This window comes from Paenibacillus sp. YYML68 (assembly GCF_027923405.1).
GTDB lineage: Bacteria > Bacillota > Bacilli > Paenibacillales > NBRC-103111 > Paenibacillus_G.
Genome location: NZ_BQYI01000001.1, coordinates 2,991,105 through 3,011,214 on the forward strand (window position 1 = coordinate 2,991,105; position 20,110 = coordinate 3,011,214).

The 20,110-nt window shown below is 56.4% G+C and carries 22 protein-coding genes; all 22 read right to left on the reverse strand.

Going from position 1 to position 20,110, the window contains the following annotated elements; all coding sequences use genetic code 11:
* Positions 1-60: 60 nt before the first annotated feature.
* Complete coding sequence (ylqF, locus tag PAE68_RS13545; protein ID WP_281887675.1) at positions 61-942, reverse strand: ribosome biogenesis GTPase YlqF; 882 nt, start codon at positions 940-942, stop codon at positions 61-63.
* A 62-nt stretch (positions 943-1,004) separates the two neighbouring features.
* Positions 1,005-1,616, reverse strand: coding sequence for a signal peptidase I (gene lepB / locus PAE68_RS13550; protein ID WP_281887676.1), 612 nt, complete (start codon positions 1,614-1,616; stop codon positions 1,005-1,007).
* Between the two features lie 84 nt (positions 1,617-1,700).
* Entirely contained in the window at positions 1,701-2,042 is a 342-nt protein-coding gene (rplS, locus tag PAE68_RS13555; protein WP_281887678.1) for a 50S ribosomal protein L19, read from the reverse strand.
* Between the two features lie 183 nt (positions 2,043-2,225).
* Positions 2,226-2,972 (reverse strand): tRNA (guanosine(37)-N1)-methyltransferase TrmD, encoded by a 747-nt coding sequence (gene trmD / locus PAE68_RS13560; protein ID WP_281887680.1) that lies wholly within the window; start codon positions 2,970-2,972, stop codon positions 2,226-2,228.
* Entirely contained in the window at positions 2,969-3,493 is a 525-nt protein-coding gene (rimM, locus tag PAE68_RS13565; protein ID WP_281887682.1) for a ribosome maturation factor RimM, read from the reverse strand. The genes trmD and rimM overlap by 4 nt, the downstream gene beginning before the upstream one ends.
* A 72-nt stretch (positions 3,494-3,565) precedes the next feature.
* Positions 3,566-3,796 (reverse strand): KH domain-containing protein, encoded by a 231-nt coding sequence (locus tag PAE68_RS13570; RefSeq protein ID WP_281887683.1) that lies wholly within the window; start codon positions 3,794-3,796, stop codon positions 3,566-3,568.
* 24 nt (positions 3,797-3,820) lie between these two features.
* Positions 3,821-4,093 carry a 30S ribosomal protein S16 gene (gene rpsP / locus PAE68_RS13575; RefSeq protein WP_159886997.1) on the reverse strand — a complete coding sequence of 91 codons (273 nt, stop codon included), beginning with the start codon at positions 4,091-4,093 and terminating at the stop codon, positions 3,821-3,823.
* Between the two features lie 65 nt (positions 4,094-4,158).
* Positions 4,159-5,541: a signal recognition particle protein gene (gene ffh / locus PAE68_RS13580; RefSeq protein WP_281887686.1), complete on the reverse strand. Its 1,383-nt coding sequence runs from the start codon at positions 5,539-5,541 to the stop codon at positions 4,159-4,161.
* Positions 5,542-5,586: 45 nt separating this feature from the next.
* The gene (locus tag PAE68_RS13585) at positions 5,587-5,937 is read right to left on the reverse strand and encodes a putative DNA-binding protein (RefSeq protein ID WP_281887687.1); all 351 of its coding nucleotides are present in this window, start codon (positions 5,935-5,937) and stop codon (positions 5,587-5,589) included.
* 232 nt (positions 5,938-6,169) lie between these two features.
* On the reverse strand, positions 6,170-7,171 hold the full coding sequence (gene ftsY, locus PAE68_RS13590) for a signal recognition particle-docking protein FtsY (protein WP_281887689.1): 1,002 nt from the start codon (positions 7,169-7,171) through the stop codon (positions 6,170-6,172).
* Positions 7,172-7,235: 64 nt separating this feature from the next.
* Entirely contained in the window at positions 7,236-10,811 is a 3,576-nt protein-coding gene (smc, locus tag PAE68_RS13595) for a chromosome segregation protein SMC (protein WP_281887691.1), read from the reverse strand.
* A 375-nt stretch (positions 10,812-11,186) separates the two neighbouring features.
* A complete protein-coding gene (locus tag PAE68_RS13600) occupies positions 11,187-12,119 on the reverse strand; it encodes a HipA domain-containing protein (RefSeq protein WP_281887693.1) in 933 nt (310 codons plus the stop codon).
* An 89-nt stretch (positions 12,120-12,208) separates the two neighbouring features.
* Positions 12,209-12,913: a ribonuclease III gene (gene rnc / locus PAE68_RS13605; RefSeq protein ID WP_281887694.1), complete on the reverse strand. Its 705-nt coding sequence runs from the start codon at positions 12,911-12,913 to the stop codon at positions 12,209-12,211.
* A gap of 113 nt (positions 12,914-13,026) precedes the next feature.
* Positions 13,027-14,265, reverse strand: a complete 1,239-nt coding sequence (gene fabF, locus PAE68_RS13610) for a beta-ketoacyl-ACP synthase II (RefSeq protein WP_281887696.1) — start codon at positions 14,263-14,265, stop codon at positions 13,027-13,029.
* A gap of 156 nt (positions 14,266-14,421) precedes the next feature.
* A complete protein-coding gene (acpP, locus tag PAE68_RS13615; protein WP_281887698.1) occupies positions 14,422-14,655 on the reverse strand; it encodes an acyl carrier protein in 234 nt (77 codons plus the stop codon).
* A 99-nt stretch (positions 14,656-14,754) separates the two neighbouring features.
* Positions 14,755-15,495 carry a 3-oxoacyl-[acyl-carrier-protein] reductase gene (gene fabG / locus PAE68_RS13620; RefSeq protein WP_281887700.1) on the reverse strand — a complete coding sequence of 247 codons (741 nt, stop codon included), beginning with the start codon at positions 15,493-15,495 and terminating at the stop codon, positions 14,755-14,757.
* 25 nt (positions 15,496-15,520) lie between these two features.
* On the reverse strand, positions 15,521-16,468 hold the full coding sequence (fabD, locus tag PAE68_RS13625; RefSeq protein ID WP_281887702.1) for an ACP S-malonyltransferase: 948 nt from the start codon (positions 16,466-16,468) through the stop codon (positions 15,521-15,523).
* Between the two features lie 47 nt (positions 16,469-16,515).
* On the reverse strand, positions 16,516-17,502 hold the full coding sequence (locus tag PAE68_RS13630; RefSeq protein ID WP_281887704.1) for a beta-ketoacyl-ACP synthase III: 987 nt from the start codon (positions 17,500-17,502) through the stop codon (positions 16,516-16,518).
* A gap of 1 nt (position 17,503) precedes the next feature.
* Positions 17,504-18,511 carry a phosphate acyltransferase PlsX gene (plsX, locus tag PAE68_RS13635; protein ID WP_281887706.1) on the reverse strand — a complete coding sequence of 336 codons (1,008 nt, stop codon included), beginning with the start codon at positions 18,509-18,511 and terminating at the stop codon, positions 17,504-17,506.
* The gene (gene fapR / locus PAE68_RS13640; RefSeq protein ID WP_281887708.1) at positions 18,495-19,115 is read right to left on the reverse strand and encodes a transcription factor FapR; all 621 of its coding nucleotides are present in this window, start codon (positions 19,113-19,115) and stop codon (positions 18,495-18,497) included. Before fapR ends, plsX begins: the two co-directional genes overlap by 17 nt.
* A gap of 203 nt (positions 19,116-19,318) precedes the next feature.
* Entirely contained in the window at positions 19,319-19,492 is a 174-nt protein-coding gene (gene rpmF / locus PAE68_RS13645) for a 50S ribosomal protein L32 (RefSeq protein WP_281887710.1), read from the reverse strand.
* Between the two features lie 79 nt (positions 19,493-19,571).
* Complete coding sequence (locus PAE68_RS13650; RefSeq protein WP_281887712.1) at positions 19,572-20,099, reverse strand: YceD family protein; 528 nt, start codon at positions 20,097-20,099, stop codon at positions 19,572-19,574.
* Between the last annotated feature and the right edge of the window lie 11 nt (positions 20,100-20,110).

The following is a 20,110-nucleotide window of genomic DNA, read 5'->3' on the forward strand; positions in this document are numbered from 1 at the left end:
CTGTCCAGGCGGTTTAGTTTCATTGTATGGTAGTGATTCCATCACATGCAGGCCGCTGCCCTACACCTCAACAGACGCTTCCTCCGGAAGCTCCATCGTGATGCGCCCAAGCTTGCCTGCGCGCAGCTCGCGCAGGATAACGAGCGACGCCTTCTCCAGATCGACGCGCCCGCCGCTGACGAGCGCGCCACGCTTGCGGCCGATTTCATTCATAACCTCGACAACCGCCTCATTGTCCGTCGTATCCTCTGGAAGCTCCGATACACCGAACCGCTCCCGAATCGCGTTCGGATAATACTCGATTAAATATTTCATCGCGAAGAACGCCACGTCCTCCAGATGCAAGATCTCTTCCTTAATAGCCCCTGTTGCGGCAAGACGCATACCTACCGTCTGATCCTCGAACTTCGGCCATAGAATACCTGGCGTATCGAGCAGCTCCATCTCAGTGCCAACCTTGATCCATTGCTGCCCCTTCGTCACGCCTGGCCTGTCGCCGGTTGCGGCAATTTTGCGTCCGGCCATCTTGTTGATCAGCGTTGACTTGCCTACGTTCGGAATGCCGACGATGAGCGCTCGCATCGCCCGCGGATTCATCCCTTTGCGCAGCTGCGCTTCGATCTTGTGCGCTAACGCCACCTTGCTTCGCGCAATGATGTCACGCGTCGGATTGCCCTGCACGGCGTCGATCGGCACCGCTTCCAGGCCTCTGTTCGCGAAATATGCGATCCACTGTTTGGTTGCCTCCGGATCGGCTAGATCGCTCTTGTTCAACAGAACGAGACGCGGCTTGTTGTTCAATATTTCATCGATCATCGGATTGCGGCTCGACAGCGGAATGCGCGCATCAAGCAGCTCAATCGCCAGATCAATCAGCTTCAGCTTGTCTTGAATTTGTCTGCGTGCTCGGGTCATATGACCCGGGAACCATTGAATCGTCATGCTTTTCACACCTCAATTATGCTGGGATAACAGGCTCCGAGTTAGTAAATCAGCCCGATCCCTTAATGGATCAGGCTGACTTGGTTGAGTGGCCAGTAGATGACGTCCGCCCGTCCGACGACCTTCTCGAACGGCACGAAGCCTACATTCTTGTCGCGGCTGTCCATACTATTCGGACGATTGTCGCCCATGGCGAATACGGTGCCCTCTGGTACCGTCTGCTCCGCATAGACACGATGCAGCCCGTTGTTGTACACGGTTCCGCTGCGCTTCGCCTCGTCCACCACTTCTTGCAAGTAAGGCTCCTGCAGCGGCTCTCCGTTGATGTACACTTGGTCGCCGTCGACTCGAACCTTCTCACCCGGAAGCGCAATCACTCGCTTTATGTAATCTCGACCGTCCGGGGCGTGGAAGACGATGACTTCGCCTCGCTGCGGCTGCCGGAACGTGTACAATATTTTATTCACAATCATCTTCTCGCCTGTCTGGAAGTTCGGCTGCATGGACGGCCCTTCCACGACGAACGGCGAGCCGATGAACCATCGAATGAAGAACACGAGCGCAGCTGCAATCAGGAGCGCCTTCGTCCATTCCCACGCTTCACTCTTAACCGTACTTGCCTGCTTCACAGGCTCACTTGGTGGCTGTTGCTTCAGCTCTTGCTCCTGCTCCATCCGTCTCGACCCTTTCGTTCCATCATCTTGTTTCGTTGAAAAACAAACGGGAGCTTGTTATCCAAGCCCCCGGGTTGTTTGTTCTTATCGAATTTCTTGAATTCTCGCTGCTTTACCGCGAAGGCCGCGCAGATAGTAGAGCTTCGCACGACGGACTTTACCACGGCGAGCCACTTCAATCTTCTCGATCTTCGGAGAATGAAGCGGGTATGTTCTTTCAACGCCGACACCGTAAGAAATTTTTCTTACTGTGAACGTTTCGCTGATTCCGCCGCCGCGGCGCTTAATGACAACGCCCTCGAACAGCTGGATACGCTCACGCGAACCCTCGATAACCTTCACGTGTACTTTCAACGTGTCGCCGGCTTTGAATCTCGGAATATCGCTGCGAAGCTGTTCCTTCGTAATCTCTTGAATCAAATTCATGGATGACTCCCTCCTTCCACACAGGTGTTCTTGCCTCATCTTTGGTGACTGACTGTATCGTTGGTATGAGCAGAGGACCACCGTACTCTGGCAAAATGCCACAACGTAAGATATCATAGCACACTTCGTGGCCAAACTCAACTTTTAATTACTAAATCATTTTCATAGAGCGAAGAAGACGCATTACCGTGATTGCTGCTCAAATTCTGCAAGCCACTTGCGATCCTGCTTAGTCAGCTCGATCGTCTCCAGAAGCTCGGGACGCTTCCTCCAGGTCCGGTACAACGACTGCTTCCTGCGCCAATCCGTAATGTTCGCATGATGACCCGAGATGAGCACCTCCGGCACCTCCCAGTCGCGGAACTTAGCAGGGCGCGTATAATGCGGATACTCGAGCAGTCCCGTGCTGAAGGAGTCAGTAACGGCAGACGTCTCATTGCCGAGCACGCCGGGCAGCAGCCGCACGACGCTGTCGATAATGACCATCGCCGGCAGCTCCCCGCCAGTCAGCACGTAGTCGCCGATCGACAGCTCATCGGTCACCAGATGCTCGCGAATACGCTCGTCGTAGCCCTCGTAATGGCCACAGATGAAGATGAGCTGCTGCTCCTTGGACAGCTCCTCGGCCTTGCGCTGCGAGTACGGCTCACCCTGCGGACACATGAGAATGACGCGAGGCTTCACCTCATCGGAACCACACTTGCCCAGCACATCCTCCACACAGGCGAACATAGGCTCAGGCTTCAGCACCATGCCGCCTCCACCGCCGTACGGGTAATCATCGACCGTGTTGTGCTTGTTATTCGCATAATCGCGGAAGTTGACCGTATTCAGCTCGACGAGTCCCTTGTCCCGGGCTTTGCCCAGTATACTCGATTGGAACACACCGTCGAACATCGCAGGGAACAGCGTCAGCACGTCGATTCTCATAAATCCAGCAAGCCTTCCATGAGACGGACGACGACCTTCTTCTCCTCGATGCTCACGCTCAGTACGACGTCATCGATGTAGGGCAGCAGCAGCGGCTTTCCCTTCGGCCGCTTGACGACCCACACATCATTGGCGCCCGGAGACAGAATCTCGGTAATTTCCCCGAGCGTCTCACCCTCCTCCGTCACGACCGAGCAGCCGACGATCTCATGGTAATAGAACTCGTCCTCGTCCAGCTCGGACAAATATTGCTCCTCGACCTTGAGCAGCCAGCCCTTATACTTCTCGACTTCGTTAATATTCGTGAAGCCCGCGAAGCGGACGATAAACATCTGCTTATGCTCCCGAGCAGACTCCACCGTTACCGGCAGCCTGACGTTCGTGTTCGGGTCTATGAAGAGCAGCTTGCTCCCCTTCGCGAACCGCTCATCGGGAAAATCAGTATGCGGCACTATTTTCAGCTCGCCGCGAATACCGTGAGTGTTGACAATTTTACCAACTGTATACAGCTTGTCGCTCATCCTCGTTCGATGGGCCTCCCTTATATAAAAAGAAGAGAGCTAGGAAGCAGCTCCTAACCCTCATCTTTTCCATTATGATACGATCTCAACCGAAATACGCTTCGATTGCTTCACAGCTGCGGAAGTGACGACGGTGCGAAGCGACTTCGCGATACGTCCTTGCTTGCCGATCACCTTGCCGACATCGTCGGGATGCACCGACAGCTCATACGTAACGCTGCGGTCGTCTTCGACCGTATTCACACGAACCTCTTCCGGGTGATCGACGAGTGCCTTCGCGATAACCGTTATCAGATCTTTCATCGTATCCCTCCGAAGGAGTGATCATTACTTCTGCAGCTTGGATTCATGAAACTTAGTCATGATGCCAGCCTTGCTGAACAGGCTGCGAACCGTATCGGAAGCTTGAGCGCCGGTTTGAAGCCACTTCAGTGCCTTCTCTTCATCAATATTTACAATGGCTGGTTGTGCAACCGGATTGTAAGTACCAATTTCCTCGATAAAGCGACCGTCGCGCGGGGAACGGGAGTCCGATACTACGACACGGTAGAACGGAGCCTTGTGTGCACCCATACGCTTAAGACGAATGCGAGTTGCCATATTGAAATTCACCTCCCTAATAAAGTAAACGTGCTTGTATAGGCTCAGCTTGGTCTAACGTCGAACTAGAACGGGAACTTGAAGCCGCCCTTGCCCGCCTTGCCTGCCTTCTTCATCTGCTGCTTGAGCATCTTGTTGCCCTTAGGTCCCATCATGCCGGAGAATTGCTTCATCATCTTGCGCATCTCCTCGAACTGCTTGATGAACCGGTTCACATCCTGCACCGAGTTGCCGCTGCCTGCGGCAAGCCGCTTGCGTCGGCTCGGGTTCAATAGCTCTGGACGCTGACGCTCTTCCTTCGTCATCGATCGGACGATCGCCGCGATGCGGGTCATCTGCTTGTCATCGACCTTGATGTCCTTCATGCCCTTGACCTTGCCCGCTCCAGGAATCATGTCGAGCAGCTGGTCCAGTGGTCCGAGCTTCTTCACCTGCTCCATCTGATCCAGGAAGTCGTCGAACGTGAACTCCGCCTCGCGAAGCTTGCGCTCCATCTCCTTCGCCTTGTCGGCGTCGATGCTCGCCTGCGCCTTCTCGATCAGCGTCAGCACGTCGCCCATGCCGAGAATTCGGGACGCCATCCGCTCCGGATGGAACGGCTCCAGCGCATCGAGCTTCTCGCCCATCGCCGCGAACTTGATCGGACAGCCTGTGACCGCCTTGACCGAGATCGCCGCACCACCGCGTGTATCGCCATCAAGCTTCGTCAAGACGACACCTGTCAGCTCGAGCTGCTTATGGAAGCTTTCCGCTACGTTGACCGCATCTTGTCCCGTCATCGCGTCGACGACGAGCAAGATCTCGTCCGGCGTCACCGCCGCAACGATCTGCTTCAGCTCCTCCATCAAGTTCTCGTCGATGTGCAGACGACCGGCCGTATCGATGATCAGGTAGTCGTGGTTGTTATCCTTCGCATGCTGCAGCGCCTGCTTCGCAATCTCGACCGGACTGACCTGGTCGCCGAGCGAGAACACCGGAATCTTCAGCTGCTCGCCGAGTACCTGCAGCTGCTTAATCGCAGCAGGACGGTAGATGTCGCCTGCCGCCAGCAGCGGACGATGATTCTGCTGCTGGAGCAGCTTCGCCAGCTTACCGGTCGTCGTCGTCTTACCCGCACCTTGAAGCCCGGCCATCATGATGACGGTAGGAGGCTTGCTCGCCTTCGCCAGCTTGCTCTGCGTACCGCCCATGAGCGCCGTCAGCTCTTTGTTCACGATATCGACGACGACCATCGCAGGCGTGAAGCTCTGCAGCACCTCTTGCCCGATTGCCTGCTCCTTGACCTTAGCCACGAACTCCTTGACGACCTTGAAGTTAACGTCCGCTTCGAGCAGTGCAAGACGCACCTCGCGAAGCGCTTCGTTGACGTCATCCTCCGTCAGCTTGCCCTTGCCCCGCAGCTTGCTGAATACGCTTTGCAGCCGGCTCGATAATCCTTCGAATGCCATCGGTCGCCACCACCTTTATGCTAGAGGCGTACGCCTCATCTCGTATTAATCTAATGTCTGCAGCTGGCTGGATAGCTGAAGTAGCTGATCACGCTGCGGCTCCGGGACTTCGTCCGCCAATGCCCGCATGCGCTGTAGCAGCTCCTGCCGCTCCTCGTGCTTGACGAGCAATCGAAGCTTCGCCTCGTAATCCTCCAGCACCGCTTCAGCCCGCTTAATATGCTCATAGACCGCCTGGCGGCTGATGCTGAATTCCGCAGCAATTTCGCCAAGCGAATAATCGTCGTGAAAGTAATGCTTGCAGAACAGCTGCTGCTTCTCCGTTAGCAGCTGCTCGTAGAAGTCGAACAACAGGTTAATCCGGTTCGTCTTCTGCAGCGCTTGATCGTCTGCCATGCGGACTCACCTCCGTTAAGGTATAAGCCTTTACAGCAGGCAACATGGACTATAATACCGAATGTCCGAAGCGATGTCAAGCTTTTCCCCTTGTCACGTGAAAAAGAGAAATCCTGCGGTGCTCCGCACATATCCACAACCGGCTACCGATGCGATCCGATCCGCGCACAGCTTCATTCAAGAGCCTAGGCGACCAGCTCTGCGCGAGCCCTTCACTAGTGCCAGGGAGCGATCAGCTCTGCGCCTGCTCCTCCTTGTCCGCCTCTGCGATCCACTTGTTGAACAGCGCATGGACGAACTGGTCGGAGTCGAACGGCTGCAGGTCGTCCATCTTCTCACCGAGACCGACGAACTTCACCGGCAGCTTCAGCTCCTGACGAATTGCGACGACGATGCCGCCCTTCGCCGTGCCGTCCAGCTTCGTGAGCACAAGACCGCTGAGACCCGACTTCTCGTCGAACAGCTTCGCCTGCATGAGCGCATTCTGTCCCGTCGTCGCGTCGAGCACGAGCAGCACCTCATGAGGGGCCTCCGGCACCTCGCGGCGGATGACGCGGTATATCTTATTCAGCTCCTCCATCAGATTCACCTTGTTCTGAAGTCGCCCTGCTGTATCGCACAGCAGCACGTCGACGCCGCGCGACTTGGCCGCCTGCAGCGCATCGAACATGACCGCAGCCGGGTCCGAGCCCGCTTGCTGCTTGATGACATCAACACCGACGCGTCGTCCCCATTCCTCAAGCTGCTCGATCGCTCCGGCACGGAACGTATCGCCAGCGGCGAGCAGCACCTGCTTGCCCTGCGACTTCAGCATGTGGGCCATCTTGCCAATCGTCGTCGTCTTACCTACGCCGTTGACGCCGACGAACAGAATGACAGTCAGACCGCTTGGCGCCATGTGTAAGCCGGTATTCTCCTCACCCTTGAGCAGGGCGATAATTTTCTCCGACATGATCGGCTGCAGCTCGCTCGGGCTCTCAATCTTCCGCTTGCGCACCTCCGCCCGCAGCTCCTCGATCAGCTTCATAACCGTATTGACGCCGACATCGGCGCCGATCAAGATCTCCTCCAGCTCCTCGTAGAAGTCCTCATCGATCTTCTTACGCCGCGAGAACAGATCCTCGACGCGCTCCACGAACACATCGCGCGTCTTCGCCAGCCCTTCCTTGAACTTGGACGTGACCGACTCCGCCTTAGCGGATATCGTTTCCTTTAACTTTTTGAAAAAACTCACAGAATCTCCACCCTTCTCCATATTGCACCTATAATAGCAGCATATCCGAACGTCTTAGAGGGGTCTACCCCGCTTCCATAATCGCCTCTTCGTCCTCCAAACGAACCGAGACGAGCTTGGACACGCCGCCCTCCTCCATCGTGACGCCGTACAGCACATCGGCCTCCTCCATCGTCCCCTTGCGGTGCGTGACGACGATGAACTGCGTCTGCTGCGAGAACTCTCGCAAATATTCGGCGAAGCGGGTAACGTTCGCCTCATCCAGCGCCGCCTCGACCTCGTCGAGGACGCAGAACGGCACTGGCTTAACGCGGATGATCGAGAACAACAGCGCGATCGCGGTCAGCGCCCGCTCGCCGCCGGAGAGCAGCTGCAGGTTTTGCAGCTTTTTGCCGGGAGGCTGTGCGACAATCTCGATGCCCGTATCCAGCAGGCTGTCCGGCTCGGACAAGATGAGGTCCGCCCGACCGCCGCCGAACAGCTTCGCGAACACGACGACGAAGTGCGAGCGGATCGCGTCGAACGTATGGCGGAACCGCTTCGACATCTCTTCATCCATCTCGCGAATAACGTTGTACAGCGCCGTCTTCGCATCCACAAGGTCCTTACGCTGCTCGTCGAGGAACAGGAAGCGCTCGTTCACACGCTGATACTCCTCGATCGCCCCAAGATTCACATCGCCGAGAATGGCGATCTCGCGCTTCAGGTCGCGCACCTTGTTCTGCGTGCCCAGCACATCCTCCGGCACCGGATAGCGCTCCTTGGCGAGCTCGTAGCTGAGCTCGTAATCCTCGGACAGCTTCTTTAGCAGATTCTCGAGCTCGACGTCGAGTCGATTCGTCTTCACCTCGGTCTGCCGTAGCTGCTCCTCGACAGAGCGTAGCTCGTTGCGCTGCTCCCGCGTCTTGTTCTCCTCGGCCTCCAGCTTCGCGAGCCAGCTGGCCCGCTCCGCCCGCTTCAGCTCCAGCTGCTCCGCGCACTGCTGCTTCTTCAGCTTCAGCTCGTTCAGCAGCTCGATCTGCACGATCGTCTCCTGATCATGGTTATTCATATCAGCTTCGAGCTGCGCGAGTGACTGTCGGTTCGCTTCCAGATCAGCGCGAATGAGCTCCAGCTCGGCCACGAGCCTGCGCTCCTGCTCTGCATGCCACTGCTTCTCCTGCATCTGGGCAGCGGCCGTCACCTTCAGCTCAGTCAGCTGCGATTGCAGCTCCTCCTTGGCAGACTCACTTGCCTTACGCCGCACCTCCGCGTCGCGGATCGCCTGCTGCAGCGTCTCCTCCTCCTGCGCCAGTCGTACGAGCGACTCCCGGGCAGCGGTGCGTCTAGCCTCCAGCTCCGACCGCTCGGCATGCAGCGATTGATCATCCGCGCCGTACAGCGCGAGCTGGTCAGCTACCTGCCTCGCTTCTTGAGCAAGTGGCTCGAGCGAGGCGCGAATCTGCTGCTCCTCGATGCGTCTTGACTCGCCCAGCTCACGCAGCTCGTCCAGCTCCTTGCCAGCGTCGCCAATCTCCTGCTTGAGCGCTGCCGCCTTCACGCGCAGCTGCTGCAGCTGCTCCTCGGACGAGGCGATCTCCTTGTCCATCTCTTCGATCTGTCGCTGGCGGCTGAGCAGACTTGTCGACTTCTTCTGCTGGCTACCGCCGGTCATCGAGCCCCCCGGATTGACGACGTCACCCTCCAGCGTCACGACACGATACCGGTATTGGACACGGGCCGCAATCCGGTTCGCCGTCTCCAGCGTCTGCGCGACGATAACGTTGCCGAGCAAGCTGCTAATAATGTTGCGGTACGTCTCCTCGAACTGAACGAGCTCAACGGCGATGCCGACGAAGCCGTCCATCCCTTGCAGACTGCGCTGCTCCTGCTCGGGTACCGAGCGGCCGCGAATAACATCATGCGGCAGGAACGTCGCACGTCCGAGCTGTCTGCGCTTCAGGAAGCCGATCGCCTCCCGTCCATCCGCCTCGCTCGCGACGACGACGTGCTGCAGTGCACCGCCAAGAGCGGTCTCCATCGCGACCTCGACGTGCGCAGGCACCTTGACGAGCTCTGCAACTGCACCGCGAATGCCACGCAGCTCGCCTCGCCCCTTCGCCTTCAGCACTTCCTTGACCCCATGCATGAAGCCATCGTAGTCATTGGCCATCTCCAGCATCGTATCGCGTCTCGATACAAGCGCATCGAGCTTCTGCTCCCAGCGTCGTACTGCGACCTGCGCTTCCTCCGCAACCGATTGCTTCGCCTTCGCACCTTGGCTCACCTGAATGTACCGATTGCGGACCTCCTCAATGCCCGCGACCGCCTTCTCGAGCCGCTTCTCGAGCGCCGCCTTGCGGGCGACGATGCTCGCCTCTTGGTCACGCCAACGACGATGCTCCTCGCCGAGCCGGTCCAGCCGGCGCGACAGCGCCTCCAGCTGCTGCTCGGCATAGCGGGCTTCGTTCCGAGCATTCGCCGTCCCGTTCAGCACCTCGAGCAGCTCGCCCTTGAGCCGATCCTCCTCAGCGCTGCTCGTTCCGCCTGCGACGCCAAGCAGCCGATCCTCCTCGGCCTTCAGCTGCCCTTGCGTGACCGCTAACCGCTCGGCAATCGAGCGCAGCTTCACTCGAAGCTCCTCGAGCTCCTCCTGCTTGCTCGCGGCTCGAGACTCATGCTGCTTCACGCTAATGTCGAGCTGGGCGCGATTCGACGCGTAATTGCGCTTGCGCTCCTTGAGCACCTCGCCCTGACCCTCGCACTTCTCGAACTCCTCGCTAATCTGCAGCAGCGAGCGCTGCAGCAGCTCGACCTGCTCCTCCAGCTGACGCAGCTCCCAGCGGTCCGTCTCCAGCTGTGCATCGTGCGCGCTCACGAGCCCGGACAGCTCCAGCTGCTTCTCCTTCAGCTGCTCTAGCCGCTTGCTCGTCTCCGCCCACGTCTCGTAGATTTGCTCGATCTGATACACGTACATCGCGATCTCTTTGCTCTTCAGCTCCTCCTTCAATTCCTTGAAGCGGATCGCCTTGTCCGATTGCTGACGCAGCGGATCGAGCTGATCCTCGAGCTCGGTAATGAGGTCATGAATGCGCAGCAGATTTTGCTCCGTCTCCTGCAGCTTCTTCTCCGTTTCTTTCTTACGCGATTTATATTTCACAATGCCCGACGCCTCTTCGAAGATGCCGCGCCGATCCTCGGACTTCGTGCTTAATATTTCCTCAATACGGCCCTGACCGATAATCGAATACGCTTCCTTACCGATCCCCGTATCCATGAACAGCTCGGTAATGTCCTTCAGCCGGCACGCCTGCTTGTTGATTAAGTACTCGCTCTCTCCGCTGCGGTGCACGCGGCGCGTCACGGTAACCTCCTGGTAATCCAGTGGCAGCGCCTGACTCGCATTATCGAGCGTCAGCGACACCTCGCCGTAGTTGACCGCCTTCCTCGCGTCGCTCCCGGCAAAAATAACGTCCTGCATGTTGCCGCCACGCAGCGACCGCGCGCTCTGCTCGCCGAGCACCCAGCGGATCGCATCGGATATATTGCTCTTGCCGCTCCCGTTCGGACCGACAACAGCCGTAATGCCGTTCACGAATTCAAGCTCTGTCCGATCCGCGAACGACTTGAATCCCGACAGCTCTATACGCTTCAAATACAATGTAGCTCACCTCTCACGCTATTGTAACACAGAAGCCGGTTAGACGCCGATAGCGATCGTGCAATTCATTGCATCCCACGCTGCGACGCCCCATCGATCCTACGATTCCGTTGCATGGAAAAAGCGACCCGTTGGGCCGCTTCGTCACGGTACTATTCATTTGATACGATGTGTCAGATTTATTACTCACTAATCCCTTCTTAATGTCTGAAGGAACTAAAGTGCTATATTCATTTTCAATCTCCCTAAGAAGGGAATGTATATCTCTTCTGCTGGAGCGTATAGCTTCTTATACCTCACATCTGCATTCGCAAGACCGAGCATACCAAAGTACTCGGCAGTGCTATCCAAAGTTGAGTCACCTCGATTCACAAGTCAGAACGTATTTAATCTTAATGCCTTGATTCTTTCTTTTAAGTAGTCGGTTATTTGTAAGCTTTCAGACTCCTCTAAAGAATCCAAGAGACTCTCCCCTTTGGCCTTAAAGTAATCTGATTCTTCTTGAAGTCGACGTACTGACCTTATTAATACATCGTTCGTGTTGTTACTCTCGAAAGCATGATCATGATCGAATAATGGAGCAGGTCCTAGATACTTTCCTGTATTAGCGTCTCTTAAGAAACCAAAGTTACCAGCATGTCTATCCCCATTCGCTACTAGAGCATCAAAGAACAACATATTGAATCCAAAGTGACCGAACTCTCTGACAACATCCTCATCTGTGAAGTCGTACGGATCAATCCTACCTGAAGAATTGGCTGCTTCAAACATAACGTCTGGGTTAGTAAAGTTGGTAACTGCTATCCTACCTTCAAAAGGTTTTACTTCCGCACAAGGTATTTTGAGTGCAGAAGCTAATTCATAGCAATATATCTCTTTCACATCTTTAGACTTGATTAAGGTGTCCTTATCTTTCCAGTACTTAGGTAAGAAACCACTCACATATAAAGTAGGAATAGACTGATTGTTATATGGGGTTTCCCCTGTCCAGAAGTTTGAGTAATATGGAGACTTGTCTTCGAACTTTATATCCTCATCCTTCATTCTTATCCAGTAACAATCAGATAAGCTAAAGGAATGCGTAGTCATATTTATCTGTTGTCTGTTACCTTGACCGAAAGTGAAGGACTGTAAGGCTCTGGCAAAAGTATTAGTATTCTGTGAATATCTAAGTTGCATCCATCTCAAAAATGTTTCCTTAGTTGGACTTGACTTAAGCATACCAGGCAATAGTGACTCTTCTATAATCTTTTCATTGCTCACATCGAATATGGCTATATCCTTGCATAGTAAGACTATTTTATCCACAACCAATAATTCCTCTTTCCTTGAGTTAGACTATTATACACCTACGACAGCCTCGCACCATTCCTCAGCATCCTCAAGTACTCAAGCCATTAAGACTTCAACGGCTTCACATTCAGCTGCTTCAGCGCCTCAGACGCTGCATGCTGCTCCGCTTCCTTCTTCGAGCGACCGGCGCCTTGTCCCAGCTGCTGATCCTGCAGGTACACCTCTGCGACGAACTCCCGCTCATGCGCCGGCCCACGCTCGTCCACAATTCTGTACTCGAGCGGACCGAGGCTGTGCTGCTGAATGTGCTCCTGAAGCAGCGTCTTGTAATCGGCCGTCAACAGGCGGCCTTGCTCCGGCAAGTGCGGGAACATATGCTTCTGCAGAAACGTCCGCACCACCTCAAGTCCTTGATCCAGATACAACGCGCCGATGAACGATTCGAACACGTCCGCGAGCAGCGCCGGCCGTGTCCGGCCGCCTGTCAGCTCCTCTCCTTTGCCGAGCAGCACATAAGAGCCGAATTGGAGCTGCTCGGCAAAGCCGACGAGCGAAGGCTCGCACACGATCGAAGCTCTCAGCTTCGTCAGCTCGCCCTCCGAGCGGTCTGGGTATTTATCGAACAAATATTCGGAGACAGTCAGCTCCAGTACAGCGTCACCGAGAAATTCAAGTCGTTCGTTATCCTTATGCTGTCCCATCCGGTGCTCATTCACATAAGACGAATGCGTGAAGGCTTGCCTCAGTAGGTCGGGGCTTCGGAACGGCAGAGACAGCTCGCTCTGCAGCTGCTTTAAATTACGATGCATTAGGATCACCTTCATCTGTGCAAGTAGTTAGGCAGACGGCGGAGGCAGCTCCTCCTTGCCCGGAGCGCTTCCGCCGCTTGCCCATAATCTTAGTATTGAACGCAGGAAACAGATTATGCCTCGTATTTCTTCAGAACGACCGTTGCATTATGTCCACCGAAGCCGAACGAGTTCGACATGACGACCTTCAGATCGGACTGTCGTGCCACATTCGGCACATAATCGAGATCCAGCTCCGGATCTTGCTCGTCGAGGTTCACCGTCGGCGGAATGATGCCGTTCTTCAGCGCCAGCGCGCAGATGAGCGCCTCAACGCCGCCAGCTGCTCCGAGCAGGTGGCCGGTCATCGACTTCGTCGAGCTGACAGCCAGCTTGTAAGCATGATCGCCGAACGCCTTCTTGATTGCCGTCGTCTCAGACTGATCTCCCACCGGTGTGGACGTGCCGTGTGCATTGATGTAGTCGATCTCCTCGAATGCGATGTTCGCATCCTTCACCGCCTTCACCATACAGCGCGCTGCGCCGTCCGGATCTGGATCGGTCATGTGGTAGGCGTCGCCGCTCATGCCGTAGCCGATCACTTCAGCGTATATATGCGCGCCGCGCTGCTGTGCATGCTCCAGCGATTCGAGAATCATGATGCCTGCGCCCTCGCCCATAACGAAGCCGTCACGGTTCACATCGAACGGGCGACTCGCCTTCTCCGGCTCATCGTTGCGTGTCGACATCGCTCTCAGCGCACAGAAGCCTGCTACACCTGTCGGACTGATCGTCGCCTCGGCGCCGCCGCAGATCATCACGTCAGCGTCTCCGCGCTGAATCGTCTTCATCGCATCGCCGATCGAGTGCGTGCCTGTCGCGCACGCCGTAACGGACGTGCTGTTCGGACCCTTCGCACCCGTCAATATCGAGATATGACCGGAAGCCATATTGGCAATCATCATCGGGATGAAGAACGGGCTGACACGCTTCGGACCTTTCTCCAGCAATATCTTATGCTGCTCCTCCCACGTCTGCAGGCCGCCGATACCGGAGCCTACATAGACGCCGACACGCTCTGGGTCTGTTCCTTCGCGTACATCGAGATTCGCATCCTTCAGCGCATTTAGTGTTGCAGCAACGGCGAACTGGACGTAGCGGTCCATACGGCGCGCTTCCTTGCGCTCCACATAATCCTCCGGGTTGAAATCTTTAATCTCCCCTGCAATCCGGGTCGGATAGGCACTGACGTCGAACGATTCAATAGCGCTGATTCCGGATTTACCTGCAAGCAGATTGGACCAGAACGTTTCCACATCGCGTCCGATGGAGGACATGACGCCAAGACCGGTAATGACGACTCTATGCTTCATTCGTATCCACCTCTATCTATGAATAAGGCTCGCGCGGCTCCCGAGCTACTGCCCAAGCGGCCAAGCAAGCCCCTTATATTTGTTAAGAAAAAAAGCACCATGTGCGAAGAAGAATATGGAGATAAGTCCCGTCACTAGGTACGGGACTTATACGGCTTACGTATGAGATTTTATGTACTCAACTACTTGACCTACAGTAGCGATCTTCTCTGCATCTTCGTCAGAGATTTCCATATCAAACTCATCTTCAAGTTCCATAACCAACTCAACTACATCGAGAGAATCGGCTCCCAAATCATCTTTGAAAGATGCTTCAAGTGTTACTTCTGCCTCATCAACGCCAAGGCGGTCTACTACGATTCGCTTTACGCGATCTAATACTTCGGACATCCGGTTCACCTCCTCCATGGTATTATACTTAACTTATGGACAAAATGCCATAGCTAGTCTAGGTTGCAACAAAAAACTAATATTCGTCAAGCTTCGCGCTTACATGTACATGCCGCCATCGACATGAATCGTCTGGCCGGTCATGTACGAGGCGTCATCTGACGCCAAGAAGCGGACCGCTTTGGCGATGTCCTCAGGCTGACCGAGCTTCGCGAGCGGAATCTGCTTCAGCAGCGACTCACGCAGCTCCTCATTAAGCTTCTCGGTCATATCGGTCTCGATGAAGCCCGGAGCGACGCAATTGACCGTCACACCGCGCGAAGCGAGCTCTCTGGCTGCCGCCTTGGTCATGCCAATGACGCCAGCCTTCGCCGCGACATAATTCGTCTGGCCCGGATTGCCCAGCGTACCGACAACGGACGAGATGTTGATGATGCGACCGGAGCGCTGCTTCATCATCGGACGTGTCGCTGCCTTCATGCAGTTGAAGACGCCCTTCAGGTTCGTCTCGATCACCTGATCGAACTCCTCTTCCTTCATCCGCATGAGCAGGTTGTCACGCGTAATACCGGCGTTGTTGACGACAATATCGACTCGGCCGAACGCTTCAAGCACATGCTTGAACATATCGTCGACTTCCTGCGTAGAGCCTACGTTCGCCTTCACCTTGAATGAGCGGCGACCGAACGACTCCACGAGCTTCACCGTCTCGTCTGCGGCTGCTTCGCTGCCGGCGTAGTTGACGACGACGTCAGCGCCAGCCTCGGCAAGCGTCACCGCAATAGCGCGGCCAATACCGCGCGATGCGCCCGTCACAAGCGCTACCTTACCGGTTAACATATCAGAATCCTCCCTTAGTTGCTTACTATGGCTGTACGGGCTCCAGCTGGAACTTCTCCAGCGCCTCCAGACTGTTGATCGAATGCACCGTCACAGAGCGGTCGATCTTCTTGATCAGTCCAGCCAGCACCGAGCCGCTGCCGAATTCGATGAACGTGTCAACGCCCTCGGCGATCAGCCATGCAACAGTATCCTCCCAGAGCACAGACGAATACACCTGCTCGACGAGCAGCGTACGAATGCGCTCAGGCTCGGTCACCGGACGTGCATCGACGTTCGCCACTACTGGCACCGAGGCAGAGGACATGTGCACCTGGTCAAGCACTGCAGCCAGCTGCTCAGACGCAGGACGCATGAGTGAGGAATGGAACGGTCCGCTGACCTCCAGCGGCATGATCCGCTTCGCGCCAGCCTCCTCCTTGCCTCGCTCCACGATCGCTTGGACGCCAGCTGCCGTGCCGGAGATGACGATCTGACCTGGACAGTTGAGGTTCGCCAGCTCGACCGCATGACCTTCGGCAGACACCGCCTCGCACAGCTTCTGGAGCACTTCACGCTCTGCGCCAAGTACAGCGGCCATCGCCCCTTGACCGGCAGGAACAGCTGCCTCCATGAACTGACCGCGCGCCCGGACGGTGCGGACCGCATCGGCGAAGCTCATAACGCCTGCGGCGACCAGTGCGCTGTACTCGCCAAGACTGTGACCGGCTACATAATCCGGCTGCAGGTCGTGCCGTGCGCGGAACCGCTCCAGGAACGCGATGCTCGTCGTCAGCAGCGCAGGCTGTGTGTTCGCCGTCTGCTTCAGCTCCGTGTCCGGTCCTTCGAGAATGATCGTGCTCAGCGAGAAGCCGAGCGCTTCGTCCGCTTCTTCATATAGACGCCTCGCCTCTGGCTCGGCCTCGATGAGGTCCTTACCCATGCCGACAGCCTGAGCGCCCTGCCCTGGGAATATGAATGCCAACTTGCCCATGAAGTTTCCGCCTCCTCGTCGTCACTTGCTCTCTATTACCTGATCAATTACCAGATCAGTACGGAGGCTCCCCATGTCAGTCCGCCGCCGAAGCCGACCAGCACGAGGCAGTCGCCTTCCTTCACGCGTCCTTCCTCCACCGCCTCTGCCAGTGCGACAGGGATGGAGGCTGCGGACATGTTGCCGTATTTGTCCAGATTGATCATGCACTTCTCCTCGCCTAGCTCCAGGCGCTGCAGAGAAGACTGAATGATGCGTATGTTCGCCTGATGCGGAACGAGCAGGTCAATATCCGACTTCTCAAGACCCGCCTTGCGCAGCGCCTCTTCAGCCGCACTGCCCATAATGCGAACCGCGAACTTGAACACCTCGGAGCCCGCCATATAGATGAAGTGGTCCTTGCCCGATAACGATTCCGGCGTTGATGGACAACGGGAGCCGCCAGCTGGAACCTTGAGCAGTGGCCCGCCCGTGCCGTCCGCGCCGAGCTCGAACGACTTGAAGCCGCGCCCTTCCTCAACCGGTCCGAGCACGACAGCGCCTGCGCCGTCACCGAACAGAATGCACGTATTGCGGTCGGTATAGTCGGTAATCTTCGACAAGCATTCCGCGCCGACGACGAGCACATATTTGTAAGCGCCCATCGAGATAAAGTTCGAGCCTGTCGCCAGACCATAGATGAAGCCCGAGCATGCCGCCGACAGATCGAACGCTGCCGCCTTCTTCGCGCCCAGCTTCTCCTGCACGATGCAGGCTGTCGAAGGGAACGCCATATCCGGCGTTACCGTCGCTACGATGATCAGATCAAGCTCCTCGGCGCTGATTCCAGCCTGCTTCAGCGCTTCCACCGAAGCCTCATAAGCGAGGTCAGACGCCGCTTGCTCCGCCGAGACGAGCCTGCGCTCGCGAATGCCGGTTCGCGTGACGATCCATTCGTCGTTCGTTTCTACCATCTGCTCCAGCTCACGGTTCGTGAGCACGCGCTCCGGAACATATTTACCTGTACCGATAATGCCTACCGGCTGTAAGCTCATCTTAAGTCAACTCGCTTCCATTGCTAATTTCCGTGGAGATGCTGAAGACCAGCTTCTCCGATACCGCGATCCGCGCTTGACGCACCGCGTTCTTAATCGCGACAGCGCTCGAGGAGCCGTGGCTCTTCAGCACGAGCCCGTCGACGCCGAGCAGCGGAGCCGCTCCGTGCTCGTTGTAGTCCATCTTCTTACGGAATGCGCCGAGCCCCTTACGGACAGTGGCGGCTGCCAGCTTCGTGTACCAGGTGCGCGTGAACTCCTCCTTCAATACGGAGAAAATAACGGACGCCGCACCCTCGAGCGACTTCAGCATAATGTTGCCGGCGAAGCCGTCGCAGACGATGACGTCGCACGGCCGCTTCAGCACGTCGCGGGACTCCACGTTGCCGACGAAGCGAACGGGCGCCTGCTCCAGCAGCGGATAAGCCGCCTTCGTCAGCTCGTTGCCCTTCATCGCCTCGGTGCCGACGTTCAATAGTCCGACGCGCGGCTCCTTCAGCCCGTGTACCTTGCTGCGATAGATGCTGCCCATAATCGCATATTGCACGAGCTGCTCGGCCGTCGCATCCATGTTCGCACCCAGGTCGAGCGCCAGCACCCCTTGCCCGTCCAGCGACGGCAGCATCGGGGCGAGCGCGGGCCGCTCAATACCCTTGATACGACCGACAACGAGCAGCCCTGTTGTCATGAGCGCTCCGGTGTTGCCAGCTGAGATCATCGCGTCGACCTCCCGCTCCTTGACCATCCGCCCCGCGACGACCATGGAGCTGTCCTTCTTGCGGCGCACCGCCTTGACCGGCTCATCGTCGGCCTCCACAATCTCCGAGGCATGCCGCACCTCCACGTTAGCCGGCTTGCCGCCAGCAGCCTGCAGCAGCGGCTCCAGCAGCGCGCTGTCCCCGACGAGCACGACCGTCGTATCCGACCATTCCGCCGCAGCGAGCAGCGCGCCCTCGACAGGCGCCTTGGGAGCATGGTCGCCACCCATCGCGTCAATCGCTATCCGCATGCAGCTCTCCTCCCTCGTACCGTTCTTTGCTTGAATGGTAAATGATGAAGTTACCCTGGAACACGACCTCTTCGCCGACATATGTGAACACTTCCACCTTCGCCTTGCCCTTGGAGAGAGAGCGCACATACGCCTTCGCAATACATTTCTCCGCCAGACGTACCGGACGGACGAATCGTATGTCCGCCGCCGCCGTCAAGGCGACCTGATCGTTAATAAGCGCCACCGCAAGCGAATTCGCCTGCGAGAATATATGGTGTCCCCGCGCAATCTTCGTCCGTGAGAAGACGTGCTCCTCCCGAATCTCGAACATCGAGATGCCGCTCTTGTCGAGCTGCAGATCGATGACGTCTCCGATCACCTCATGCAGCGGCAAGGAGCGCACCTGATCGTACGACTGCTCCGCCATCAGCTTGATGCGCTCGCGCAGCTCGGGGATCCCGAGCTCCAGCCTGTCCAGACGGATCGTCTGGATGCTGACCTGGAATAGCTTCGTTAATTCATCGTCTGTGATGAATGGATTATCTTCAATCGATTTCGCCAATTGCTGCTGGCGCTGTCGTTTGGGAAGGCGTTCGATGACGAGCACCACCTTTGATAGCATTGATAAGGCTGCCCGAACTCATACACAGCATCAGCCGAATTCGGTATGCCTTACAATCGTATGACCTGTCACTATATCTTATGACCAAGTCTTAAAAGAAAGTATAACGGATTCCACCGCAAAAGGGAAGCGAAGGAAAACAAAAAAATAGCACCCAGGCCTAAGCCGAGTGCTATCTTCTTATACGTCGAGCCTACCCGCCATTACTGGTTGATAATCTCTCTGTTCTTGTAGGTGCCGCAAGATTTGCATACACGGTGAGCCAACTTCAATTCACCGCAATGCTCGCATTTCACCATGCCCGGTACTTCCAATTTAAAGTGAGTCCGACGCTTATCACGGCGCGTCTTGGATGTTCTCCTTTGAGGTACTGCCATATTCCCACCTCCTTCAACGAATTCACACTTCCGGCGATCGGCTGGAACGATGAGCGCCGCCCAGCGGACCCTTCAACCATTACTCCGACTCGTTCTTCTTGAAAAAGTCAGCCAGCCCCGCCATCCGCGGGTCAATCTTCTCCTGTCTGCAGCCGCAATCCTTCTCATTGCGATCGGTGCCGCAGACCGGACATAAGCCCTTGCACGCTTCCTTGCATAATGGAATGTACGGGAGCGAGAACAGCACGCTCTCGGCCAAGTAAGGTTTCAGCTCAATGAGGTCGTCGGTCACGTAAAGAACATCATCCTCGTCCTCTTCGTCGTCCGTCTCGACCGTCTTCTCTTCACCCTTGACGAAGGTCTCGTGAAACGGAACCTCTACATGCATCGACACCGGAGCCAAACACCGTGAGCAAGACAGCTCCACGTCGATGTCCAGCTGTCCTTCCACCTGTGCCGCACCGTCCACGCTTCGCGCCTCCAGACTTACCGCAAGCGGACTGTACCCGATCAAGCTGCCTTCCTTCGGCAGCACGTCCGACAAATCCTCATGACCTGTAAGTGGAATCGAGCCCTTCAATGCAAGCACCTTCAGATGTAATTGCATGAGTATCACTC